The following is an 18,557-nucleotide window of genomic DNA, read 5'->3' as shown; positions in this document are numbered from 1 at the left end:
GCTATGAACCATAGCCTGACACTTGCGGCCAGCCTTTTGGCCACCTCTGCTTTTGCTGATCCTCTTACAATTTACGCACCTGATTACTTTGGCTCTGAATGGGGCCCCGGTCCAGCGATCAAGGCCGCGTTTGAAGAAACTTGTGAGTGCGAAATCGAATATGTGACGGGCGACCTATTGCCCCGACTTTTGCTTGAAGGGGAACGCACGAATGCAGACATCGCCATTGGCTTTAACTCTGATGTGACCAAAAAAGCCCGCGAATCGGGTCTATTTGTGCCCCATAACGTTGATACATCTGCGCTGACTTTGCCGCTTGATTGGGTGGATGACACGTTCTTGCCGTTCAACTGGGGCTACACCGCATTTGTGTACGACAACACAAAAATCACCAATCCGCCCACCAGCTTTGTTGAGCTTGTAAACAGCGATGAGGATTGGAAAATTGCGATTCAAGATCCGCGGACATCCATTTCGGGCCTAGCGCTGATTCTTTGGGGTAAACAGGTTTTCGGTGATGATGCCGAAGCTGAATGGGCCAAGCTTGCGCCGAAAGTGACTACTGTCACCAAAGGTTGGTCTGAAGCTTACGGCATGTTTACAGACGGCGAAGTTGATATGGTGTTGTCCTACACGACATCGCCTGCCTACCACATCATCGCCGAAGAAGATCAAACCAAGTCTGCGGCGTTGTTTGATGAAGGTCACTATTTCATGGTCGAATTGGCCGCCAAGTTGAAAACCACAGATCAGCCTGAGCTGGCGGATCAATTCATGGCGTTTATCATGGATGAAAAATTCCAAAAACTTATTCCAACTGCCAACTGGTCTTACCCTGCGGCTTTGCCGAAAGAGCAGTGGCCTGAGGCCTTCTCTCAACTCAACTATCCTGAAAAAGCGATCTTCTTAAATGAAGATGAAGCCGCTGCATTGCGAGACGAGGCAATCGCCGAATGGCGCACCGCGTTCTCGCAATAGGTCCTTGGCCGGGGCTGATTGTCGCTGGATTGGTGACGTTTTTCAGCCTCGGCACCTTGGTGGCCGTTGCCTTTCGGGCAGATACAATTGGTGGGCTTGATCCCTTTGACGTGGCTGCCGTGCGCTTTACTGTTGTGCAGGCTTTTGGGTCGGCTGTTTTATCCGTCGCCTTGGCCATTCCAGTTGCTAGGGCTTTGGCTCGGCGCTCGTTTTGGGGGCGACGTGCGCTGATCACGTTGTTGGGCGCTCCGTTTATTCTTCCCGTTATCGTTGCGATTCTAGGCCTGACGGCTGTTTTTGGTCGCAATGGGGTTGTTGCTTATGGTCTGAGTTTGGCTGGATTAGAGCCGATTTCGATCTATGGATTCCATGGCGTCCTACTGGCACATGTATTTTTCAATTTGCCTCTGGCCACGCGCCTCTTGATTCATGGATGGGGCTCTGTTCCTGCAGAGCAGTTTCGTCTTGCCGCCTCGCTTGATTTTTCTTGGCGCGATGTGTTTTGGCATATCGAATGGCCTATGTTGCGCTATCTTGTGCCCGGGCTTTTGGTCATCATTTTCCTGATTTGCACCACCAGTTTTGCTGTCGCTTTGACCTTTGGTGGTGGACCAAAGGCGACGACGGTGGAATTGGCCATTTATCAAGCTTTCAAGTTCGATTTCGATATCGGCAAAGCCGCTCTTTTGGCTGGCGTGCAATTTGCGATATGCGGGGTGGCTGCATTGGCATCGCTTTGGTTGGCTGTTCCGCAAGCTGTTATGGGCGGACAAGATCGTAGGCTTCAGCGGTTTGGCTCGCAGCGCTTGACGACGAAGATCATTGATTGCGCTTGGATCACATTCGCGACGCTGTTTTTGGCCGTGCCGTTGTTGGTTATTTTTATGCAGGGCGTGCCTTATGTTTTGACGTTGCCTGTCTCAGTGTGGTCGGCTGCGTTACGGTCATTGGTGACGGCATTGGGGTCGGCTGGCTTGACGATTGTCTTTGCTGTATCCTTGGCGCTTGTGGCCTTGCGCTGGCGCTGGCTGGAAGGCTTGGGCATGTTAAGCGTCGCGGCATCGCCATTGGTGATGGGGACGGGGCTGTTCATTATGGTGTTTCCATTTGTGGACCCTGCGCGGATCGCGCTGCTGATCACAGCTTTGGTCAATGCCGTGATGTCGTTGCCGTTTGTGTTGCGCTCTATTGGACCGGCTGTGCGGGCTTGCGAAGATCGATTCGGGCCGCTGTCTGACAGCCTAGGGATGACTGGATGGGCGCGGGTGCGTTTGGTTATATTGCCTCGTATTCGTGCGCCGTTGGGATTCTCTGCGGGACTGGCGGCGGCGCTGTCTATGGGCGATTTGGGTGTTGTAACGCTATTTGCGCGTCCTGATGGAGCCACTTTGCCGTTGCAGATTTATCGATTGATGAGCGCCTACCGGATGGAGCAAGCGATGGGGGCTGCGCTGTTGTTGCTGTTTTTAAGTCTTGCGCTGTTTTATCTGTTTGATCGAGGAGGGCGTGGTCATGCTAAGTCTTGAAGGCGCAATGATTGCGCAAGATGGTTTTACGCTAAAGGCGGATTTCAGGGTTAAGGCGGGTAGGCGTGTCGCTGTTTTGGGCCCGTCTGGTGCGGGCAAAAGCACCTTGTTGGCAGCCATTGGCGGCTATGTCACTGTCACGCAAGGCGATATCGTTTGGAATGGGCGCAGCATTTCTAATTTACAGCCAAATCAGCGACCTGTGTCTAACGTCTTTCAAGACAATAATCTGTTTCCGCATATGACCGCACTGCAAAACGTCGGGCTTGGGGTCAATCCAAACCTACGACTGAATGCGGCGGATAAGCAGCGCGTATTGGATGCTTTGATTGCTGTGGGTCTTTCTGGGATGGAAGATCGCTTACCTGCTGCTCTGTCAGGGGGACAGCAAAGCCGCGTCGCATTGGCGCGATTGTTGGTGCAACAAAAGCAGCTGGTGCTTTTGGATGAGCCGTTTTCGGCGCTGGGGCCAGCGATGCGGATAGAGATGGCTGATCTGGCGCAGGCTGTCGGTGCGCGGATTGGTGCGACTGTGATGATGGTTAGTCATGACATCAAAGATGTGGAACGGTTCGCCGAAGATGTTCTGTGGGTGGAGGACGGTATTTGTCACTTACCAAGGGCGTTGGATGATTTTTTAAATGATCCGCCTGCTGGGTTTACTAGCTATGTCGGAGAGTGAATGAAAAAAGGCGCCCCAAATGGAGCGCCTTTTCTTTTGATATCAGCCTGAGTTTACAGGTCGAATTTTTTGCCTTTGTGCGGTGCCCACAATTTTTTGTTTGTGAGGTAGAGCAAAACAGTCAGCAAGAAGAGGAATGTCACAGCGACAAAACCAGCTTGTTTGCGGGCCATCATTTTGGGCTCGGCTGTCCACATCAAGAACGACGCAACATCTTCGGCTTCGTGGTGCAGCTCGTTGGAGTGACCGTCAGCGAATTCAACGTCTTCACCGTAAAGTGGTGGCGCCATAGCGATCCATCCACCTGGGAAGGCAGTGTTTTCATAGAAGGTTGTGCCAGCTTGTTCCTTTTCTTCACCGGTGTAGCCGGTGAGAATGGATGCGATGTACTCGGGGCCACCGATGCCGTTGACGAACTGGCTGATGCCTGTGCCCATCGGGCCATGAAAGCCAGCGCGTGCTTTTGCCATCAAAGATAAGTCAGGCGCGTTTGACAAAGATGAGCTGGGAAAGAAGTCTGCGGGTATACGTGCGCGGTCATCGTCAAGATCAGCATCATAGATATCGAACTGAGAGGCGTAGGCGCGCACTTGATCTTCTGGCAGGTGTGGACCGCCTTCATCGCTGAGTGTGCGAATAGGCACGTGTTGTAAACCGTGACAGGCAGAACAGACTTCGGTGTAGATCTGAAGACCACGTTGAAGTTGGTTCTGATCATATGTGCCAAACGGGCCTTCGAAGCTGAAGTCCACGTCATGTACGTGACCTTCGTCGCCTGCAGCCATCGCCGCACCAGCGCTAAGCGCCAGTGCAGTAAAAGCGGAGAGAGTAAGTTTCTTAAACATAGTTCCTAAGTCCTTTCTCACTCTGCCGAGTCTTTGGCAGCGCCAGGATAGTGAGCCACGAAGTCATCTTCGATGGTCGCAGGCAGTGGCAATGGTTTCTCGAACACGCCGAGAAGTGGCAAGATCACCAAGAAGTAGGCGAACCAGTATGTCGCGCCGATCAAGGAAATCCAATCATGTGGGAATTCAGTGTCACGTGCACCAACCCACATTAGAACCATGAAGTCGACGCAGAGCAAAGCGAACCACCATTTGAACATCGGGCGGTATTTGCCTGACCGTACAGAGGATGTGTCGAGCCATGGTGCCAAGGCCATAACAAAGATCGCACCGAACATCGCCAGAACACCAAAGAATTTCGCGTCAACGATGCCCGCTGTGATGAAGGACGTGAATTGTACCGCCCAAACATCAGCCGTGAAGGCACGCAGAATCGCGTAGAACGGCAAGTAGTACCATTCAGGAACAATGTGCGACGGTGTCGCGAGAGGGTTCGCCGGGATGTAGTTGTCAGGGTGACCGAGGTAGTTTGGCATAAAGCCAACAACAGCAAAGAAAGCCACCAAAACGACGCCCAGAGCAAAGAGATCTTTGATTACGAAGTATGGCCAGAACGGCAATGTGTCTTTTTTCGCTTCTTTGACAGAACCACGACGCACTTCAACACCAGTTGGGTTGTTGTTGCCAGTGTGGTGGAACGCCCAGATGTGAACAATCACAAGGCCAGCAATCACGAAGGGCAGCAAGTAGTGCAATGAGAAGAAGCGGTTCAGCGTGGCGTTGTCCACAGCAGGTCCGCCCAAAAGCCATGTTTGCAAGGCGTCACCAACGAATGGGATCGCACCGAACAGGCCGGTGATCACAGTCGCGCCCCAGAAGGACATCTGACCCCAAGGCAAAACGTAGCCCAAGAAACCAGTCGCCATCATCAAGAGATAGATGAGCATGCCGATGATCCATGTGATCTCGCGTGGGGCTTTGTATGAGCCATAGTAGAGACCGCGAAAAATGTGCAGGTACACAGCGATAAAGAACAAAGACGCGCCGTTTGCGTGCAAGTAACGCAACATGTGGCCGCCGTTCACGTCGCGCATGATGTGCTCAACAGAGGCAAAGGCCAGATCAACGTGTGGGGTGTAATGCATCACCAGAACGATACCGGTGACGATTTGCAAAACCAGACAGAAGGCTAGGACAATGCCCCAGATCCACATCCAGTTGAGATTTTTCGGAGTCGGCGCCGTTAATGTCGCATGGACAAGGCCAATAATTGGCAGGCGGCTATTAACCCACTTTTCGATACCTGTTTTAGGTTCGTAGTGGTCGTGCGGAATACCAGACATCAGTTTCTCCCTCAGCCCAATACAATTTCAGTGTCGCCATCAAAGGCAGCTACTGGAACAGGCAGGTTGCGTGGAGCTGGGCCTTTGCGGATGCGGCCAGCTGTATCGTAGTGAGAGCCGTGACAAGGGCAGAACCAACCACCAAAGTCGCCAGCGCCATCGCCCAAAGGCACGCAGCCAAGGTGCGTACAAACGCCCATCATCACCAACCATTCGCCGTTTTCGTCCAGCGTACGGTTTGCATCAGATGCATCTGATCCTGCCGCGATGTTGTCATTTTCAGCGTTGCCATCAATCAACACGGAAAGATCAACGGCGCGCGCCGCGGCGATTTCGTCTTCGGTGCGGCGACGAATGAAAACGGGCTTGCCGCGCCATTTCACAGTCAGCTGTGTGCCAACTTCGATATCGCTAATGTCGACGCGAATAGAGGCCAAAGCCTTAACATCCGCTGAGGGGTTCATTTGGTTGACCAGCGGCCATACTGCGGCTCCTGTCGCGACTGCACCAGCACCAGCTGTGGCGTAGTACAAGAAATCGCGACGGTTGCCTTCGTGTTCGTCTGCGTGGGACACGAGCAATTCTCCATTGTCTCAAGCCGGTCTTCCGGCCAATGCATAAGAAGGCCACGGTTTCCCGTTGCCCTGCTGAGGCGCTTTTAGCCCCGTCATCGCGCCACGTCCAGCGTGCATTACGTCGCAAGTGGGGCGCGTTGTCGCGGGAACACAGTTTGAGGTCCTCAGACTGCCAAAGCTCTGTTGTCAAAGCGCGGTTGACTCGTTTAACAACAAGGCGCACTTTGTTTTGCAATTTCTCTTAATATCTGGACATGCTCATGTTTCGAACACCTTTAGCCGTGCTTTTCTCAGCCGCCCTTACAGCTGTCCCGCTGTCTGCGCATGCCGAGACAGAACTTTCTTTTTATGGGGGCTATCAGACCTCACCTCACTCAGTCATCACGGGTGATGATCCTGAGGCGACATGGACGGACGAATTTACGGCTGGCTTCGAGGGCAAAAGTTTTGAAGCACCGCCCTATTACGGGGTGCGTGCTACACATTGGAATTCAAACAACTGGGGCTGGGGGGCAGAGTTCACTCACAGCAAAGTTTATGCGGACGATGAAACGCGTGCGAAAAATGGCTATGATCGGTTCGAGCTTACCGACGGCCTCAATATCTTTACCGTCAACCTGATGCGCCGCTGGCCAGCTCAGTGGGGGGAAAAGCTGACCCCGTATGTTGGGGGTGGTCTTGGCTTTGCTATGCCACATGTCGATATTGAAGCCACAGGCGGGTCACATACGTTTGGGTATCAAGTGACGGGTCCCGCCATGCGGGCGACGGCCGGTGTCAGCTACGCTTTAAATGACCATTGGGGTGCTTTTGCCGAGTACCAAGGCACGTTTTCTATGAATAATATCGATTTGGATAATGGCGGGTCGCTTGAAACCAAGATTATCACCAATGCGCTCAATCTTGGTGTTAGCTATTCTTTCTAGCTTACTGGTTGTTTGAAATCTGGAAAATACCCGCTTGGTGTACCCTCAGACCACAGCGGGTATTTTTGCATTATATCTGCAAAACGGCTTGAGGCTAAAAACCGTTCCAGCCATCCTTTGACGCCAACCCAATCCTGCGAATCAAACCAAGCGCGGTCCACATTTGCGAACTGGCGCACAAACGTGATGGTTGCTAGGTCGGCCAGACAGGGTCGATCTGAAAACAGCCAATCAGTTTGGCGTAGCTGTGTATCGACAGTCATCAGAATCGCTTCTGCATTTGCGCGCTCAACCTCTCGATTAACGCCTTCATACCGCGTCGCGTATTTGTAGCGATCAAGTGCGGTCTTGAATGGACCTTCAATGGTTGAAATCCAATTTGCACCCTCAGCGGGCATATCCAACAGACCTTCGGGATCGTGCTGCTCCAAGGCCCAGTCCATAATATCTCGGCTTTCGTCAACAACATCTGTTCCGCCAAGCCACAACACAGGCACAGTCCCTTTGGGCGACAGTTCCAACATATGAGCGGGCTTATCGCGCAATACAATTTCACGCACTTCTACCGTGGTCCCGGCGCTCAACAGTGCCAAGCGCGCACGCATCGCATAGGGGCAGCGGCGAAAGTTATAGAGAATCGGGTGAGTAAGTGTGGTCGTCATGCGATCAATTGCGTGCCATTGAGACCAAGGATCGTTGTGGTGATCAATGATCCTTCAGTTTGGGCCGTGTCAAAATGCACTTCGGTAAATTGCTCAGTGCGGCCCATGTTCGGGTTTTCCATTAAAATATGATGGGTCCGGCCAACTTGCGCGGTCAAATGCCTCTGCACTTGAGAATCCCCTGCGGCGCGCAACTGTGCTGCACGGGCCTTGATCACATTGCCATTCACTTGGCTGGGGATTTTGGCGGCGGGCGTTCCTTCGCGTTTGGAATATGGGAAGACGTGCAGCCATGTCAGATCGCAATCACTGACCAGTTTCAGGGAGTTCTCGAAATGCGCATCTGTTTCGGTCGGAAAGCCCGCGATGATATCCGCGCCAAAGGTCATGTCAGGGCGCAATTTTTTCGCGTCCTCACAGAATTTAATCGCATCATCGCGCAAATGCCGCCGCGCCATCCGTTTGAGGATCAAATCATCACCATGTTGCAGTGACAAATGCAGATGAGGCATCAGGCGCGGCTCGGTTGCGATGGCTTCCATTAGCGCATCATCCGCCTCGATAGAATCAATTGAACTGATGCGCAGACGCGGCAAATCGGGGATGAGTTTCAAAATCCGCATGACCAAATCGCCAAGACGCGGCAAGGCGGGCAAATCAGCCCCCCATGAGGTCAAATCAACGCCCGTCAAAACGACTTCGTTATAGCCCTTGTCCACAAGCCGCTTGATCTGATCGACCACCACGCCCGCAGGGACCGAGCGCGAATTGCCGCGACCATAGGGGATAATGCAAAACGTGCAGCGATGATCACAACCGTTTTGCACTTGCACATAGGCGCGGGACCGCGTGCCAAACCCGTCGATCAAATGCCCTGCGGTCTCCGTCACGGACATAATATCATCGACCTGAACGCGCTCTGTCTGGCCAATGAAATCAGGCCCCATGGCATTCCATGTCTCCGCCTGCATTTTTTCGGTGTTGCCGACCACTACATCGACCTCATCCATGCTGGAAAACGTGGCCGGTTCGGTTTGTGCCGCACAGCCCGTGACAATGATCTTTGCCTTTGGGTTTTCACGACGTAGCTTGCGAATCTCTTGGCGAGCTTTGCGCACAGCCTCTGCTGTGACAGCACAGGTGTTGACCACCACGGCATCTTGCAGGCCTGCTTTTGCGGCAAGTTCTTTCATCGCTTCGGTTTCATAAGCATTCAGGCGACAGCCAAGCGTGGCAAAAATCGGTGGATTGGCAGTCATTAGATTTGCTCCAAAAAGGCGGTGCTAAAGCTGCCTGAAAACACCAAGGTTGTTGGCCCCGTCATCCAAACGCCATCGTCGCGCCAGTCCAGTGTGATCCAGCCGCCGTCCATCTCCATACGTACCTTGCGTTCTGTCAGGCCGCGCGTGGCAGAGGCCACGACAGTCGCACAAGCGCCAGAGCCGCAAGCCATAGTAATGCCCGCACCACGTTCCCACACTCGCATCCGAATTTCATCGCGACTGCGTATTTCGGCGAATTCCACGTTGGTGCGCTCAGGAAACAGCGGATCATGCTCAACAGTTGGCCCAAGGCTATTCACATCGACAGTTTCGGCATTCTCCACAAAGAACACAGCATGAGGGTTGCCCATGCCGATAGCAACGGGATCGCCCGCAAGCGGAAGGTGTGCGATGTCAACATCATGCGACAGCGGCACCTGATCCCAGCTCAGTAAAGGATGACCCATGTTTACAGAGACCTCATCGCCCGCGCGCACGGCCTGTAAAATACCGCGTTCGGTGCGAATGGTCACCGTGTCTTTGCCAGTCTCATCAATCAGCAACCGCCCGACACAGCGCGTGGCATTGCCACATGCGCCTGCGCGTGATCCATCGCTGTTCCAAAAATCCAAATCAATGTCAGCAGCATCCGAGTCGCGAATCTCTGCCAGCTGGTCAAATCCGACACCGCAGTTCCGATCTCCGATCGCTTTCGCCAAGGCAGGCGTTATCTGCGCTTCGCGTCCTCGCGAGTCGATAATGACGAAATCATTGCCAAGACCATGCATTTTAAGGAAAGAAAGCGTGGTATCGTCGGCGCGGGTGGTGTTTTGATCGGTGTTCATGTTGGGGCATATAACCCTTGATGACATCTTTTAAAAGATATTCTCAGTTTTGTGCTTGACGCTACCGGTGTGCAACGGTAAATCCGCCCCACCACTAAGAAGTGGGCCCTTAGCTCAGCCGGTAGAGCAACTGACTTTTAATCAGTAGGTCGATGGTTCGAACCCATCAGGGCTCACCACTTCTTCTTTTAGTGTGGTTCAAAAGAGCGCCCCTTGGGCGCTCTTTTTGTTTGTGCCCTGATATTTCAAAGTCTTATCAGAATGGGTTGTCCAGAGTTGTGGTTGCAGCAGGGACATTGCAACCTATTTTGTAATAGGGTGTCATTTACATATGACGAAAATATGTGGGGTGCTGACGTTCCAACGGTACGATGCGTTCGATCAATTGTTGCAGGTGGGCTGACATGGCTGCACGGGCGGCATTTGGATCTTGCACTTTGATAGCATCCAGAATTGCGTGATGTTCTGCCACCGCTTCTGCGGGGCGGCCTTGCTCGGGCAACAATAACATGCGTGCGCGCCGCAATTGTAACGACATCTGACCTGCGGCAAGAACGACTTTGGGATATCCTGTGAATTCCAAAATCATATGATGAAAATCCACATCGGCTTCAAAAAAGCCCTGATAGTCACGGTCATCCACAAGCAGGCTCTGTAGGCGCAGGTTTCGTGTAAGTCGAGTAAGCTGCTCTTCTGTGCGCTCTTTAGCGACCTTGGCCACGGCTGCCACCTCAACTGCTTCACGCAGAAAGCTTTCCTCGCGTAGTTCAGAGACTGAGAACTGTGAGACGCGCGTGGCAGATTGTGGAATGATGTCGACCAGACCATCCGATGACAATCGCCCCAAAGCTTCGGCAACAGGAGAGCGCGACACCCCAAGATGTTCGCATAATGCACCTTTGCGCAGAACCATGCCTGGCTCGAATGTCATGTCTAAAATTTTATTGCGTAGCGCCGTGTAGACACGTTGTCCCAAAGGGCCTTCGAGTGAGTCGATATCAAGCGCAAGGGTCTGGTCGGGCATCGTTCGTCCTTTAGGCGGCATGTTAGTTGACGTATGGGTCAAGTCAAGTTTGACTGCTTGCTATGCCATCCGTCATGCACAGGCCATAAAAAAACGCCGCCCCATATGGAGCGGCGTCGTGATCTTGGTTGTGATGTCGCTTACTTTTTATTGTCCGGCAAAATGCGAACAGCCCCTGTGGCCGCTGATGAGGCAAAGGCGGCATAGGCCTTGAGCGCAGTTGAGACAAAGCGCGGACGGTCTTTAGCAGGGGCCCATGGCAATGGACCAGCAGCTTCGCGGCGTTTCGCGATTTCCGCGTCAGAGATCGCCAAATGGATCTTGCGGTTCGGGATGTCGATCTCGATCGGATCGCCATTCTGTACTAAGCCGATCAAGCCGCCTTCCGCCGCTTCAGGGGAAACGTGGCCAATCGATAGGCCAGAGGTACCGCCAGAGAAACGACCATCAGTGAGCAAAGCACATTTTTTGCCCAAGCCTTTGGATTTCAAATATGACGTCGGGTAGAGCATCTCTTGCATGCCCGGCCCGCCTTGCGGGCCCTCAAAGCGGATCACAACCACATCGCCGGATTCCACTTTGCGAGTCAAAATGCCCTGAACCGCATCGTCTTGGCTGTCAAACACATGCGCTTTGCCGTTAAATACAAGGTTGCTGTCATCCACACCCGCCGTTTTCACGATACAGCCGTTTTCAGCCAAGTTACCGAACAAAACAGCCAAGCCGCCGTCTTTGGAAAACGCGTGTTCAACTGAGCGCACAACACCATTCTGGCGGTCGTCATCCAGCTCTTTATAGCGGTTGTCAGTCGAGAAGGCCTGCGTGGTGCGCACGCCGCCGGGGGCCGCGCGATAGAACGAGTTGGTCTCAGGCGTGTTGGCGACTTTGATGTCCCATTTGGCAATCGCCTGCGCCATTGAATCAGAGTGGATAGTTGGCACATCGCCGTGCAGCAAACCGCCACGGTGCAATTCGCCCAAAATGCCGAAAATGCCGCCCGCGCGGTGGATGTCTTCCATGTGTACGTTGATCGTGTTTGGCGCAACTTTACACAGGCACGGTACTTTGCGTGACAGGCGATCCATGTCGGCCATGGTGAAATTTACGCCGCCCTCATGCGCAATCGCCAAAAGGTGCAAAACTGTGTTGGTCGATCCGCCCATCGCGATGTCCAAAGACATGGCGTTTTCGAAAGCTTCGAAATTTGCAATGTCACGCGGCAACAGGCCGGGCTTTTCGTCTTCGTAATGGGCTTTGGTGATTTCGACGATCTTGCGACCTGCTTCCAAAAATAGTCGCTTACGATCGATATGTGTCGCCAAAGTGGAACCGTTTCCGGGAAGAGCCAGACCCAAAGCTTCGGCCAGACAGTTCATTGAGTTCGCTGTAAACATACCAGAACAAGACCCACAGGTCGGGCAGGCGTTTTCTTCGATGTCTTGAACTTGCGCATCGGTGTATTTGTCATCTGCGGCGGCAACCATGGCATCCACCAAGTCGACTTTGACTTCAAGGTCATCGATGGTCACTTTACCAGCTTCCATAGGGCCACCGGAGACAAAGATCACCGGAATGTTCAGGCGCATCGCGGCCATCATCATGCCGGGGGTGATTTTATCGCAGTTGGAAATACACACCATCGCATCCGCACAATGCGCGTTGACCATGTATTCGACAGAGTCTGCGATCAATTCGCGTGAAGGCAGGGAATAGAGCATTCCGTCGTGGCCCATGGCGATGCCATCATCCACAGCGATTGTGTTGAATTCCTTGGCAACCCCGCCAGCCTCTTCGATTTCGCGGGCCACCATTTGACCGAGATCTTTCAGGTGCACGTGACCGGGCACGAACTGGGTGAATGAGTTCACAACAGCGATGATCGGCTTGCCAAAATCGCCGTCTTTCATACCTGTTGCACGCCAAAGGCCACGAGCCCCTGCCATATTACGGCCATGGGTGGAGCGGCGAGATTTATAATGAGGCATATTGCTAACTTTCGTATTCGCGTGAGACCGACAGAACCAAAGGTCCAATGGTGTAGAATGGGCAAACGCCCAAACATTTGGAGGGATACATACGAGGTTTGGCGACGCATTTCCAGTTGGTACACCAAAATAGGGCGCGCCAAAGTGATGTGTACCGCTTTATCTTTAAACTTTATTGCTTTTTGACCCGCTTGAGTGTGTCTCCAAAGTCTAACGAAGGCTCTAAAGTGATCAATTCTTTTCCTGCGGCTTCGGGATTCGCAGCACGTTCGGCGATGATTTGCGCGGCTGCGCGACCAATTTCAACACGACAAGCATCCATTGTGGCAAGCTGGCGGGGCAGACCATCTAGGAATTCGATGCCATTAAATCCTGCAAGGCCGATCTGGCCCGGCACGTCGATGTTGTTGTCGAGACAATACAGCAGGCCGCCGGCACCGATCATGTCGTTTGAGTAATACAGAAAGTCGAGGTCAGGCGTGCGGTTCAAGATGGTTTCGGTCATCTCGCGGCCCTTGGCCAGCGCGGACCCACCAGAGTAAAATTCTTGATCAGCCACTTCTAAGCCCGCCTTGGCAAGTGCTTCTGTAAAGCCTTCAAAGCGTTTGCGTGCACGGTGATCCAGCGGCATCTTTGTGCCAAGAAAGCCGATCTTTTTATATCCTGCATCCATAATCGCCTGCGCCATTTTGCGACCCGCACGGCGGTGCGAAATCCCAACAGCCGCATCAACAGCGTCGCCGTCTGTGTCCATAATTTCAACGATGGGAATGCCTGCGGCTCCAAGCATCGCTTTGGCGGCTTCTGTATGCTCAAGCCCCGCGATAATTACGCCAGACGGACGCCATGACAGCATTTCATACAACACGGCTTCTTCGCGTTCAGGTTTGTAATGTGTGACACCAACCACGGGTTGAAGTTCGGTGTCGTCCAAAATTTCTGAAATACCCGTCATGACCTCTGGAAAGACCATGTTGGATAAAGACGGGATGATCACTGCCACCAAATTGACGCGTGATGAGGCCAAGGATCCCGCGATTTTGTTGGGCACATAGCCAAGCTCGCGCGCGGCGGCCAACACTTTTTCGCGGGTCGCTTCAGACACATCACCACGATTGCGTAAAACGCGGCTTACAGTCATTTCAGACACTCCAGAGGCCTCTGAGACGTCTCTTAAGGTCAAAGGGCGTTTGGGAGTTGGTCTGATAGGGCGTTGTGTCATTGTGTGCGGGCCTTCACTACATTTTGTAGTCATGACCATACAGGGAAAATCGCCCTTGTCCACGCGCAGCAATGTCGCTATGTTATCGCTAACAGGCTTTGAACCCATGGTTTCGGCCAAAAAGAACATCCGAATCGTCCTGCAAGCTCTCTAACTCTCAGTGCGGTCTCGGATTTAGAGGGGGAGTGGTGGGCCAAATTCGCTCCCCCTTACCTAATCCCAGCAATGATATACGCCTGCTCATAATATCCAGATGCGATAGGCTTGCCTTTGGCGTCAACGCAGGTAAAACAAAACCGCGTGGTCCCGTGGCTCAACTGGATAGAGCAGCCCCCTCCTAAGGGGCAGGTTACTGGTTCGAATCCAGTCGGGGTCACCAAATTTAAACTTAATATCAATGACTTGCGAGCGTTGTGTGCGTGCTTCTTGCAGCTTCGTGCGGGATTTTACGTCGATTTTCGGCGCAGGATCACGACTCGCCTGTACAAAACCCGTACACCGGCGTCGAGATTGGTTCAGTCCATCTGGGGTGTTGCCAAAGAAAAACCTCGGTTCGGCGGCAACCGAATCCGAGGCACATTTCATAGCAGGCGCAAAATTCTGCTTAGATAAGTATAGCGCATTGAACGCTCCTGTCACAACGAAAATTCTGCCCAATGGCTTCCGTCTTGGGAGATGCCAATGACACATGTGTTAAAGCATCGCGGACTACCTGACGGAATGACACGATGGGAGCTCTATAGCTATCTGGTCAAAGCTGCGAAGCATTTCGGCCTAACCCACGCAGCTCTCAAATATCTGCGCTTTGCGATCTCTAAGACTCAGGATCAAGACTATGCCGCTGATAGAATTTGCGCAATATGGCCATCTGTCGCGGAAACCGCCTCGCAGCTTGACACGGACCCTCGACAGATAGCGAGAGCCGAGACGCTTCTTGTGGACTTAGGACTAATCATCAAATCGAGCGCCGCACGTTGTCGGCGCTACGGTGTCAGGTCTGAAAAATTCATCCGGTATGCCTACGGCATCAACCTCGCCCCGCTTGTGGAAAGAGCGCGCGAGATCGAATTAGCTGCAAGAAAGGCCTGCTTTGAGAAGGATGAAGCCAAACGCCTGCGCCTACACATTCCCAAACTACTGGAACGGGTCGGTATTGCTGGAGACTCTTCGGCTGCTGCTGCGGCGGAAGTAATCCTGCCGTCTCGTCGCCCCTCCCGTATCTGGCGCTATGACCGGTTAAAGGAGGTTGCTGAGGCTCTGGAGGCCCTGATCGACACATTTGATGAAGAACCCGTGGCAGTGGAAATGTCCGACCGGAGCGACACGTTTGTCGCACACAGGGAATGTAAAAAAACAAAATTAAAAAGAAGTAGCGAGGATCAGCCAGAACCACAGCTGTCTCCGGCACAGTTCTACGTTCTTGCCAGCAAGGGTCTTCAGGATGCGGTGATGCAATATGCGCCCCCTGGCGGGCCGCCGGATTGGCGGAGCATCCCAGAGGCAGCGAAGGCTTGGGCTGAGGTGAAGGAAATTCCGGCGGGTCTTTGGCAGAAGCAGGTCAACTGTATCGGACAGCAGAATACGGCGATCTGCCTTCTGCTAGTGGACCGGAATGCCGAGAGAAATGGCAGTTTACACCATGTCGATGATATGCGCCGCGCGTTCTTTGGCTTGGGGCGAGACACTGCCGAGCGCGGATCCGCACTGCGTGGATTGATTGGAGAACTTCAAGGGCTTCGACGTCAAATGAGCACCAATGACGGCACGAACGACGCATCTGGATTAGCGCCACGGGGTGGTGGTGAGATCGCCTCCCATAAGGCAGGCGAGCCACCGCACCGCAGCCGCCAAGGGCGGCTATTAAAAGAAACTGAGCATGGTTTCCCCAAAAGCTGAAGGAGGGTAGAATTATGGTCACGAGACGGAAAACAAGTTCACCCACGTCTTACGACGCGGGAACAGGCGAGGGGGCTGCGCCCCCTTCGAACCCCCGAGCAGTTTCAGTCGCCAAGTACACAGATCATCTTTCCAAATCGATTACCTTTCGAGTTTCACAGCTTGAGAAAGAAGCGTTGGATGACATCACCCGACAGGCCCGCCGCCCGTTGGCGGAGTTGCTTAGAGAAGCTCTGGGGCTGGTGACATCGGGCCACCGAACCAGCGTACCGATCGCGCCGCCAGAACTGATGCGTGCTGTGGCCCGCATTGAGGCTGACATGGATGAAGTCACGCGCATGCTTCGGGATTCCGAGGTTGAGAGTGGTTATCTCGACCGACTAGCAATTTTGAGCCTGTTGGTCGGCATTGATCGAAATCTGGGTAAGTTGGCGCACAGGCATTGGAGCTGGCGATGATGGTCAAGTTCTTCAACCATGGTCAGGGCAAAGCCGCGCCAGCCGTGAACTACCTCATTGACGAGGTCGTCGTGGACTACGACCAGCACCGTCAGCCCAAACGGGATGCTGCGGACAAGGTCAAACGCACCCGCCGTTCGATCATGCCTGAGGTTCTGAAGGGTCATCCGGAGCGCATGATCGATCTCGTGGACGCGGTTCCACATCGCTGGAAGTATAAGTCCGGCGTGCTGAGCTTTGCTGCCGAGGATGCCCCGTCCGAAGCAAAGCAGCGCCAGCTCATGGAGGATTTCGAAGCCTTCGCCTGCCCCGGACTGCAACATGATCGGTGTCGGATGCTCTGGGTCCGTCACCTTCATGCAGGGCGTGTCGAGCTGCACTTCCTTATGCCTCGTATGGATCTCCTTACCGGAAAGTCGTTGAACGTCGCCCCACCAGGCCACGAGAAATCATACATGGCGTTCATGGACCTGCATAATCGCCGTCACGGATGGGCGGACCCGATGGACCCCGCACGGGCGCGCGCTGTGAAAACTGTCACTGAAGCGCCCGAGCGGGCTCAGACGCGAGCAGAGGTGAATGAATGGGTCGAGACCCAAGTCGAGTTCGGGGTGATCCACGACCGCAAGACGTTACTCAGAGCACTCAAAGGCATCGGTTTCGAGATCCCGCGAGCCGGGGAGATTTACGTTACCGTCGCAGACCCGGACTTGCCTAAAAATAGATGGCGCTTGAAAGGAGCATACTTCAATGTCGACTGGACCGCAGACACAACTCAACCCCCGCATCCGACAGAGCATGGATCAGATGCTAGAGGCTCAGCTCGACTCGCTGCAATCCCAATTGGAGAGCTCGAACGGCGCGTTACGGAAGACTGCGCAAAGCGCCGCACGTACAATCTCGAACGATTTGGAAGGCCTGAAAAGCTTCTCTCGCGACACGACCCAGCAGTTGAAGGCAGAGGTCGAACTCCGCAAGACGAAGATCGAAACCTTAAATCGGGAGCTGGAACAACAGCGCCAAAGGCACAGCAAGATCGTGACCAAAAGGATGGTTGTTCTAGTCTTATTCGGAGTGACCTTAGCAGGAGTAACGACAGCCGCCACCGCATTTCTAGGCGCGAAAACCGCGACAACACGGCCACCAGAACCATCGACGCAGCTGATCCCAGAGCAGCTGACAGGCAGCCGGATTACCCGTGGCGTAGGGGGCTTGGGGCAAGTGATCGTCATGCCGCTGGGGCTGGTGCCCGCAAGGTGCCCAATCGGCACCGGTACGAACCGAACTTGTTTGAAAATGGAGTGATCCCCGATGACCCTAACACCACTCGAGAACGAGTTGCTCGCCTGCGTAGAAGAATTGGAGAAGACCGTCTCCGCGTGCATGCAGCGGCAGCTCGAGCAAGAGAAGGCGCTCGCCGACTTGCAGAACAAATTGAGCGCCTCGTTGTCGACCTTGCAGGACGCCTTCGAGGCAGGGTGCAGGCCGCGCGGCCAGGTCAAGCCCGAAACGCCGAAGAAAACAGGCTTCATCTTCAAGTGAACGTAAATGGCACGAATGGGCCGGAGCATTAACAAGGAAATGATAGGAAATGTCGCAGGAAACTGAGCAGAAAAGACCGCCACGAAGCCGTTACCCTGTCCAAACACGGGAGCGGGCAGTGCAGATGGTAATCGATATTCGTAAGGATCACCTGTCACGTTGGGCGGCTATAAAGGCGGTCTCCACGCACGTCGGATGTGCGCCGAAGACGCTGCTGGAATGGATCAGGGACAGTGGTCAGGAGGAAAATATCGATGCAGCGCTTCAAACGGCCCCCGAGAGTGGTGCCGTGATGGGGAAGGCAGAGCTTGAGCTAGCGAATCATAGGTTGCGTGCAGAAAACGCAGTGCTGAGACAAGCCTGTCTGATTTTTGCACGTGACCTAGATGATAGTAAAATCTAATATTGCATTGATATGCGAGATATTTTCACTTTGAACAGTCAGTCGATAAATACCTACTGGAAGGGTGTGTAGCCGCGGTGGTCGCCTTGGTCTCGTCGCGAGCCGGAAAAATCCCCATGACCGAGCGAGACGTCAAGTATCGAGAGAGCGATTGGGGAGTTTTCCGGCGGATGTGGGTAATGCAATGCAAACAACGAATACAACGTCCGAAATCACCAAATCTAGCCAAGGCCAAAGCAAATTTGCCACGCCTGATCTGTAAAGCGAGTGCATGGTCTCTCACGCCCCACTTTCTGCGTAAGCATCAATTTTATCAACAGAATCGGCGTATTCTGTTGATAAACTCCCATACAGCGCGTTGATCCTAAATCGGGCAGAACAAA

Annotated in this window: 18 protein-coding genes and 2 tRNA genes; 10 read left to right on the top strand and 10 right to left on the bottom strand. The window is 53.5% G+C overall.

Annotation, left to right across the window (positions count from 1 at the left end; genetic code table 11):
• Nucleotides 1–3 precede the first annotated feature (3 nt).
• Genes thiB through KO497_RS06570 form a run of 3 tightly spaced genes read left to right on the top strand, consistent with a single transcriptional unit; the run spans nucleotide 4 to nucleotide 3,186 of the window.
• Nucleotides 4–978 (top strand): thiamine ABC transporter substrate binding subunit, encoded by a 975-nt coding sequence (gene thiB, locus KO497_RS06580; RefSeq protein ID WP_215943172.1) that lies wholly within the window; start codon nucleotides 4–6, stop codon nucleotides 976–978.
• A complete protein-coding gene (locus KO497_RS06575; protein WP_215943171.1) occupies nucleotides 954–2,504 on the top strand; it encodes a thiamine/thiamine pyrophosphate ABC transporter permease ThiP in 1,551 nt (516 codons plus the stop codon). The genes thiB and KO497_RS06575 overlap by 25 nt, the downstream gene beginning before the upstream one ends.
• Nucleotides 2,491–3,186, top strand: coding sequence for a thiamine ABC transporter ATP-binding protein (locus KO497_RS06570; protein WP_215943170.1), 696 nt, complete (start codon nucleotides 2,491–2,493; stop codon nucleotides 3,184–3,186). The genes KO497_RS06575 and KO497_RS06570 overlap by 14 nt, the downstream gene beginning before the upstream one ends.
• Nucleotides 3,187–3,239: 53 nt before the next feature.
• On the opposite strand, the gene KO497_RS06565 is transcribed toward KO497_RS06570, so the two are convergent.
• Genes KO497_RS06565 through petA form a run of 3 tightly spaced genes read right to left on the bottom strand, consistent with a single transcriptional unit; the run spans nucleotide 3,240 to nucleotide 5,949 of the window.
• On the bottom strand, nucleotides 3,240–4,031 hold the full coding sequence (locus KO497_RS06565; protein WP_215943169.1) for a cytochrome c1: 792 nt from the start codon (nucleotides 4,029–4,031) through the stop codon (nucleotides 3,240–3,242).
• A 17-nt stretch (nucleotides 4,032–4,048) separates the two neighbouring features.
• On the bottom strand, nucleotides 4,049–5,374 hold the full coding sequence (petB, locus tag KO497_RS06560) for a cytochrome b (RefSeq protein ID WP_215943168.1): 1,326 nt from the start codon (nucleotides 5,372–5,374) through the stop codon (nucleotides 4,049–4,051).
• Between the two features lie 11 nt (nucleotides 5,375–5,385).
• The gene (gene petA, locus KO497_RS06555; RefSeq protein ID WP_215943167.1) at nucleotides 5,386–5,949 is read right to left on the bottom strand and encodes a ubiquinol-cytochrome c reductase iron-sulfur subunit; all 564 of its coding nucleotides are present in this window, start codon (nucleotides 5,947–5,949) and stop codon (nucleotides 5,386–5,388) included.
• Nucleotides 5,950–6,209: 260 nt separating this feature from the next.
• Here petA and KO497_RS06550 point away from each other — a divergent pair, with 260 nt between their 5' ends.
• Nucleotides 6,210–6,875 carry an outer membrane protein gene (locus tag KO497_RS06550; protein ID WP_215943166.1) on the top strand — a complete coding sequence of 222 codons (666 nt, stop codon included), beginning with the start codon at nucleotides 6,210–6,212 and terminating at the stop codon, nucleotides 6,873–6,875.
• Here KO497_RS06550 and KO497_RS06545 read toward each other — a convergent pair.
• The 3 genes from KO497_RS06545 to dapF are packed head-to-tail and all read right to left on the bottom strand — an operon-like array spanning nucleotide 6,872 to nucleotide 9,644.
• Nucleotides 6,872–7,537, bottom strand: a complete 666-nt coding sequence (locus KO497_RS06545; RefSeq protein ID WP_215943165.1) for a glutathione S-transferase — start codon at nucleotides 7,535–7,537, stop codon at nucleotides 6,872–6,874. The genes KO497_RS06550 and KO497_RS06545 overlap by 4 nt on opposite strands.
• Complete coding sequence (gene mtaB / locus KO497_RS06540) at nucleotides 7,534–8,796, bottom strand: tRNA (N(6)-L-threonylcarbamoyladenosine(37)-C(2))-methylthiotransferase MtaB (protein WP_215943164.1); 1,263 nt, start codon at nucleotides 8,794–8,796, stop codon at nucleotides 7,534–7,536. The genes KO497_RS06545 and mtaB overlap by 4 nt, the downstream gene beginning before the upstream one ends.
• Entirely contained in the window at nucleotides 8,796–9,644 is an 849-nt protein-coding gene (gene dapF / locus KO497_RS06535; RefSeq protein ID WP_215943163.1) for a diaminopimelate epimerase, read from the bottom strand. Before dapF ends, mtaB begins: the two co-directional genes overlap by 1 nt.
• Nucleotides 9,645–9,747: 103 nt before the next feature.
• On the opposite strand from dapF, the gene KO497_RS06530 reads away from it, so the two are divergent.
• Nucleotides 9,748–9,823, top strand: a tRNA-Lys gene (locus KO497_RS06530).
• Nucleotides 9,824–9,969: 146 nt separating this feature from the next.
• On the opposite strand, the gene KO497_RS06525 is transcribed toward KO497_RS06530, so the two are convergent.
• The 3 genes from KO497_RS06525 to KO497_RS06515 form a co-directional block, all read right to left on the bottom strand.
• Complete coding sequence (locus KO497_RS06525; protein ID WP_215943162.1) at nucleotides 9,970–10,668, bottom strand: GntR family transcriptional regulator; 699 nt, start codon at nucleotides 10,666–10,668, stop codon at nucleotides 9,970–9,972.
• Nucleotides 10,669–10,808: 140 nt separating this feature from the next.
• Nucleotides 10,809–12,653: a dihydroxy-acid dehydratase gene (gene ilvD / locus KO497_RS06520; protein WP_215943161.1), complete on the bottom strand. Its 1,845-nt coding sequence runs from the start codon at nucleotides 12,651–12,653 to the stop codon at nucleotides 10,809–10,811.
• Nucleotides 12,654–12,825: 172 nt separating this feature from the next.
• Nucleotides 12,826–13,875, bottom strand: a complete 1,050-nt coding sequence (locus KO497_RS06515; RefSeq protein WP_215943160.1) for a LacI family DNA-binding transcriptional regulator — start codon at nucleotides 13,873–13,875, stop codon at nucleotides 12,826–12,828.
• A 302-nt stretch (nucleotides 13,876–14,177) separates the two neighbouring features.
• Here KO497_RS06515 and KO497_RS06510 point away from each other — a divergent pair.
• A tRNA-Arg gene (locus KO497_RS06510) sits at nucleotides 14,178–14,254 on the top strand.
• Between the two features lie 302 nt (nucleotides 14,255–14,556).
• Entirely contained in the window at nucleotides 14,557–15,771 is a 1,215-nt protein-coding gene (locus KO497_RS06505) for a helix-turn-helix domain-containing protein (protein ID WP_215943159.1), read from the top strand.
• Nucleotides 15,772–16,138: 367 nt separating this feature from the next.
• Here KO497_RS06505 and KO497_RS19095 read toward each other — a convergent pair whose 3' ends face one another.
• A complete protein-coding gene (locus KO497_RS19095; RefSeq protein ID WP_252729547.1) occupies nucleotides 16,139–16,609 on the bottom strand; it encodes a hypothetical protein in 471 nt (156 codons plus the stop codon).
• A gap of 370 nt (nucleotides 16,610–16,979) precedes the next feature.
• On the opposite strand from KO497_RS19095, the gene KO497_RS19090 reads away from it, so the two are divergent.
• The 3 genes from KO497_RS19090 to KO497_RS06490 all read left to right on the top strand — a co-directional run bounded on the left by KO497_RS19090 (nucleotide 16,980) and on the right by KO497_RS06490 (nucleotide 18,174).
• Nucleotides 16,980–17,534 (top strand): hypothetical protein, encoded by a 555-nt coding sequence (locus KO497_RS19090; protein WP_252729546.1) that lies wholly within the window; start codon nucleotides 16,980–16,982, stop codon nucleotides 17,532–17,534.
• A gap of 6 nt (nucleotides 17,535–17,540) precedes the next feature.
• The gene (locus KO497_RS19085; protein WP_252729545.1) at nucleotides 17,541–17,771 is read left to right on the top strand and encodes a hypothetical protein; all 231 of its coding nucleotides are present in this window, start codon (nucleotides 17,541–17,543) and stop codon (nucleotides 17,769–17,771) included.
• Between the two features lie 118 nt (nucleotides 17,772–17,889).
• Complete coding sequence (locus tag KO497_RS06490) at nucleotides 17,890–18,174, top strand: hypothetical protein (RefSeq protein WP_215943156.1); 285 nt, start codon at nucleotides 17,890–17,892, stop codon at nucleotides 18,172–18,174.
• Nucleotides 18,175–18,557: the final 383 nt, after the last annotated feature.

The organism is Pacificibacter marinus (assembly GCF_018860665.1).
GTDB classification, from domain to species: domain Bacteria; phylum Pseudomonadota; class Alphaproteobacteria; order Rhodobacterales; family Rhodobacteraceae; genus Celeribacter; species Celeribacter marinus_A.
Note: the sequence above shows the minus strand (reverse complement) of the source record. Positions and strands in the feature narration are given on the sequence as shown.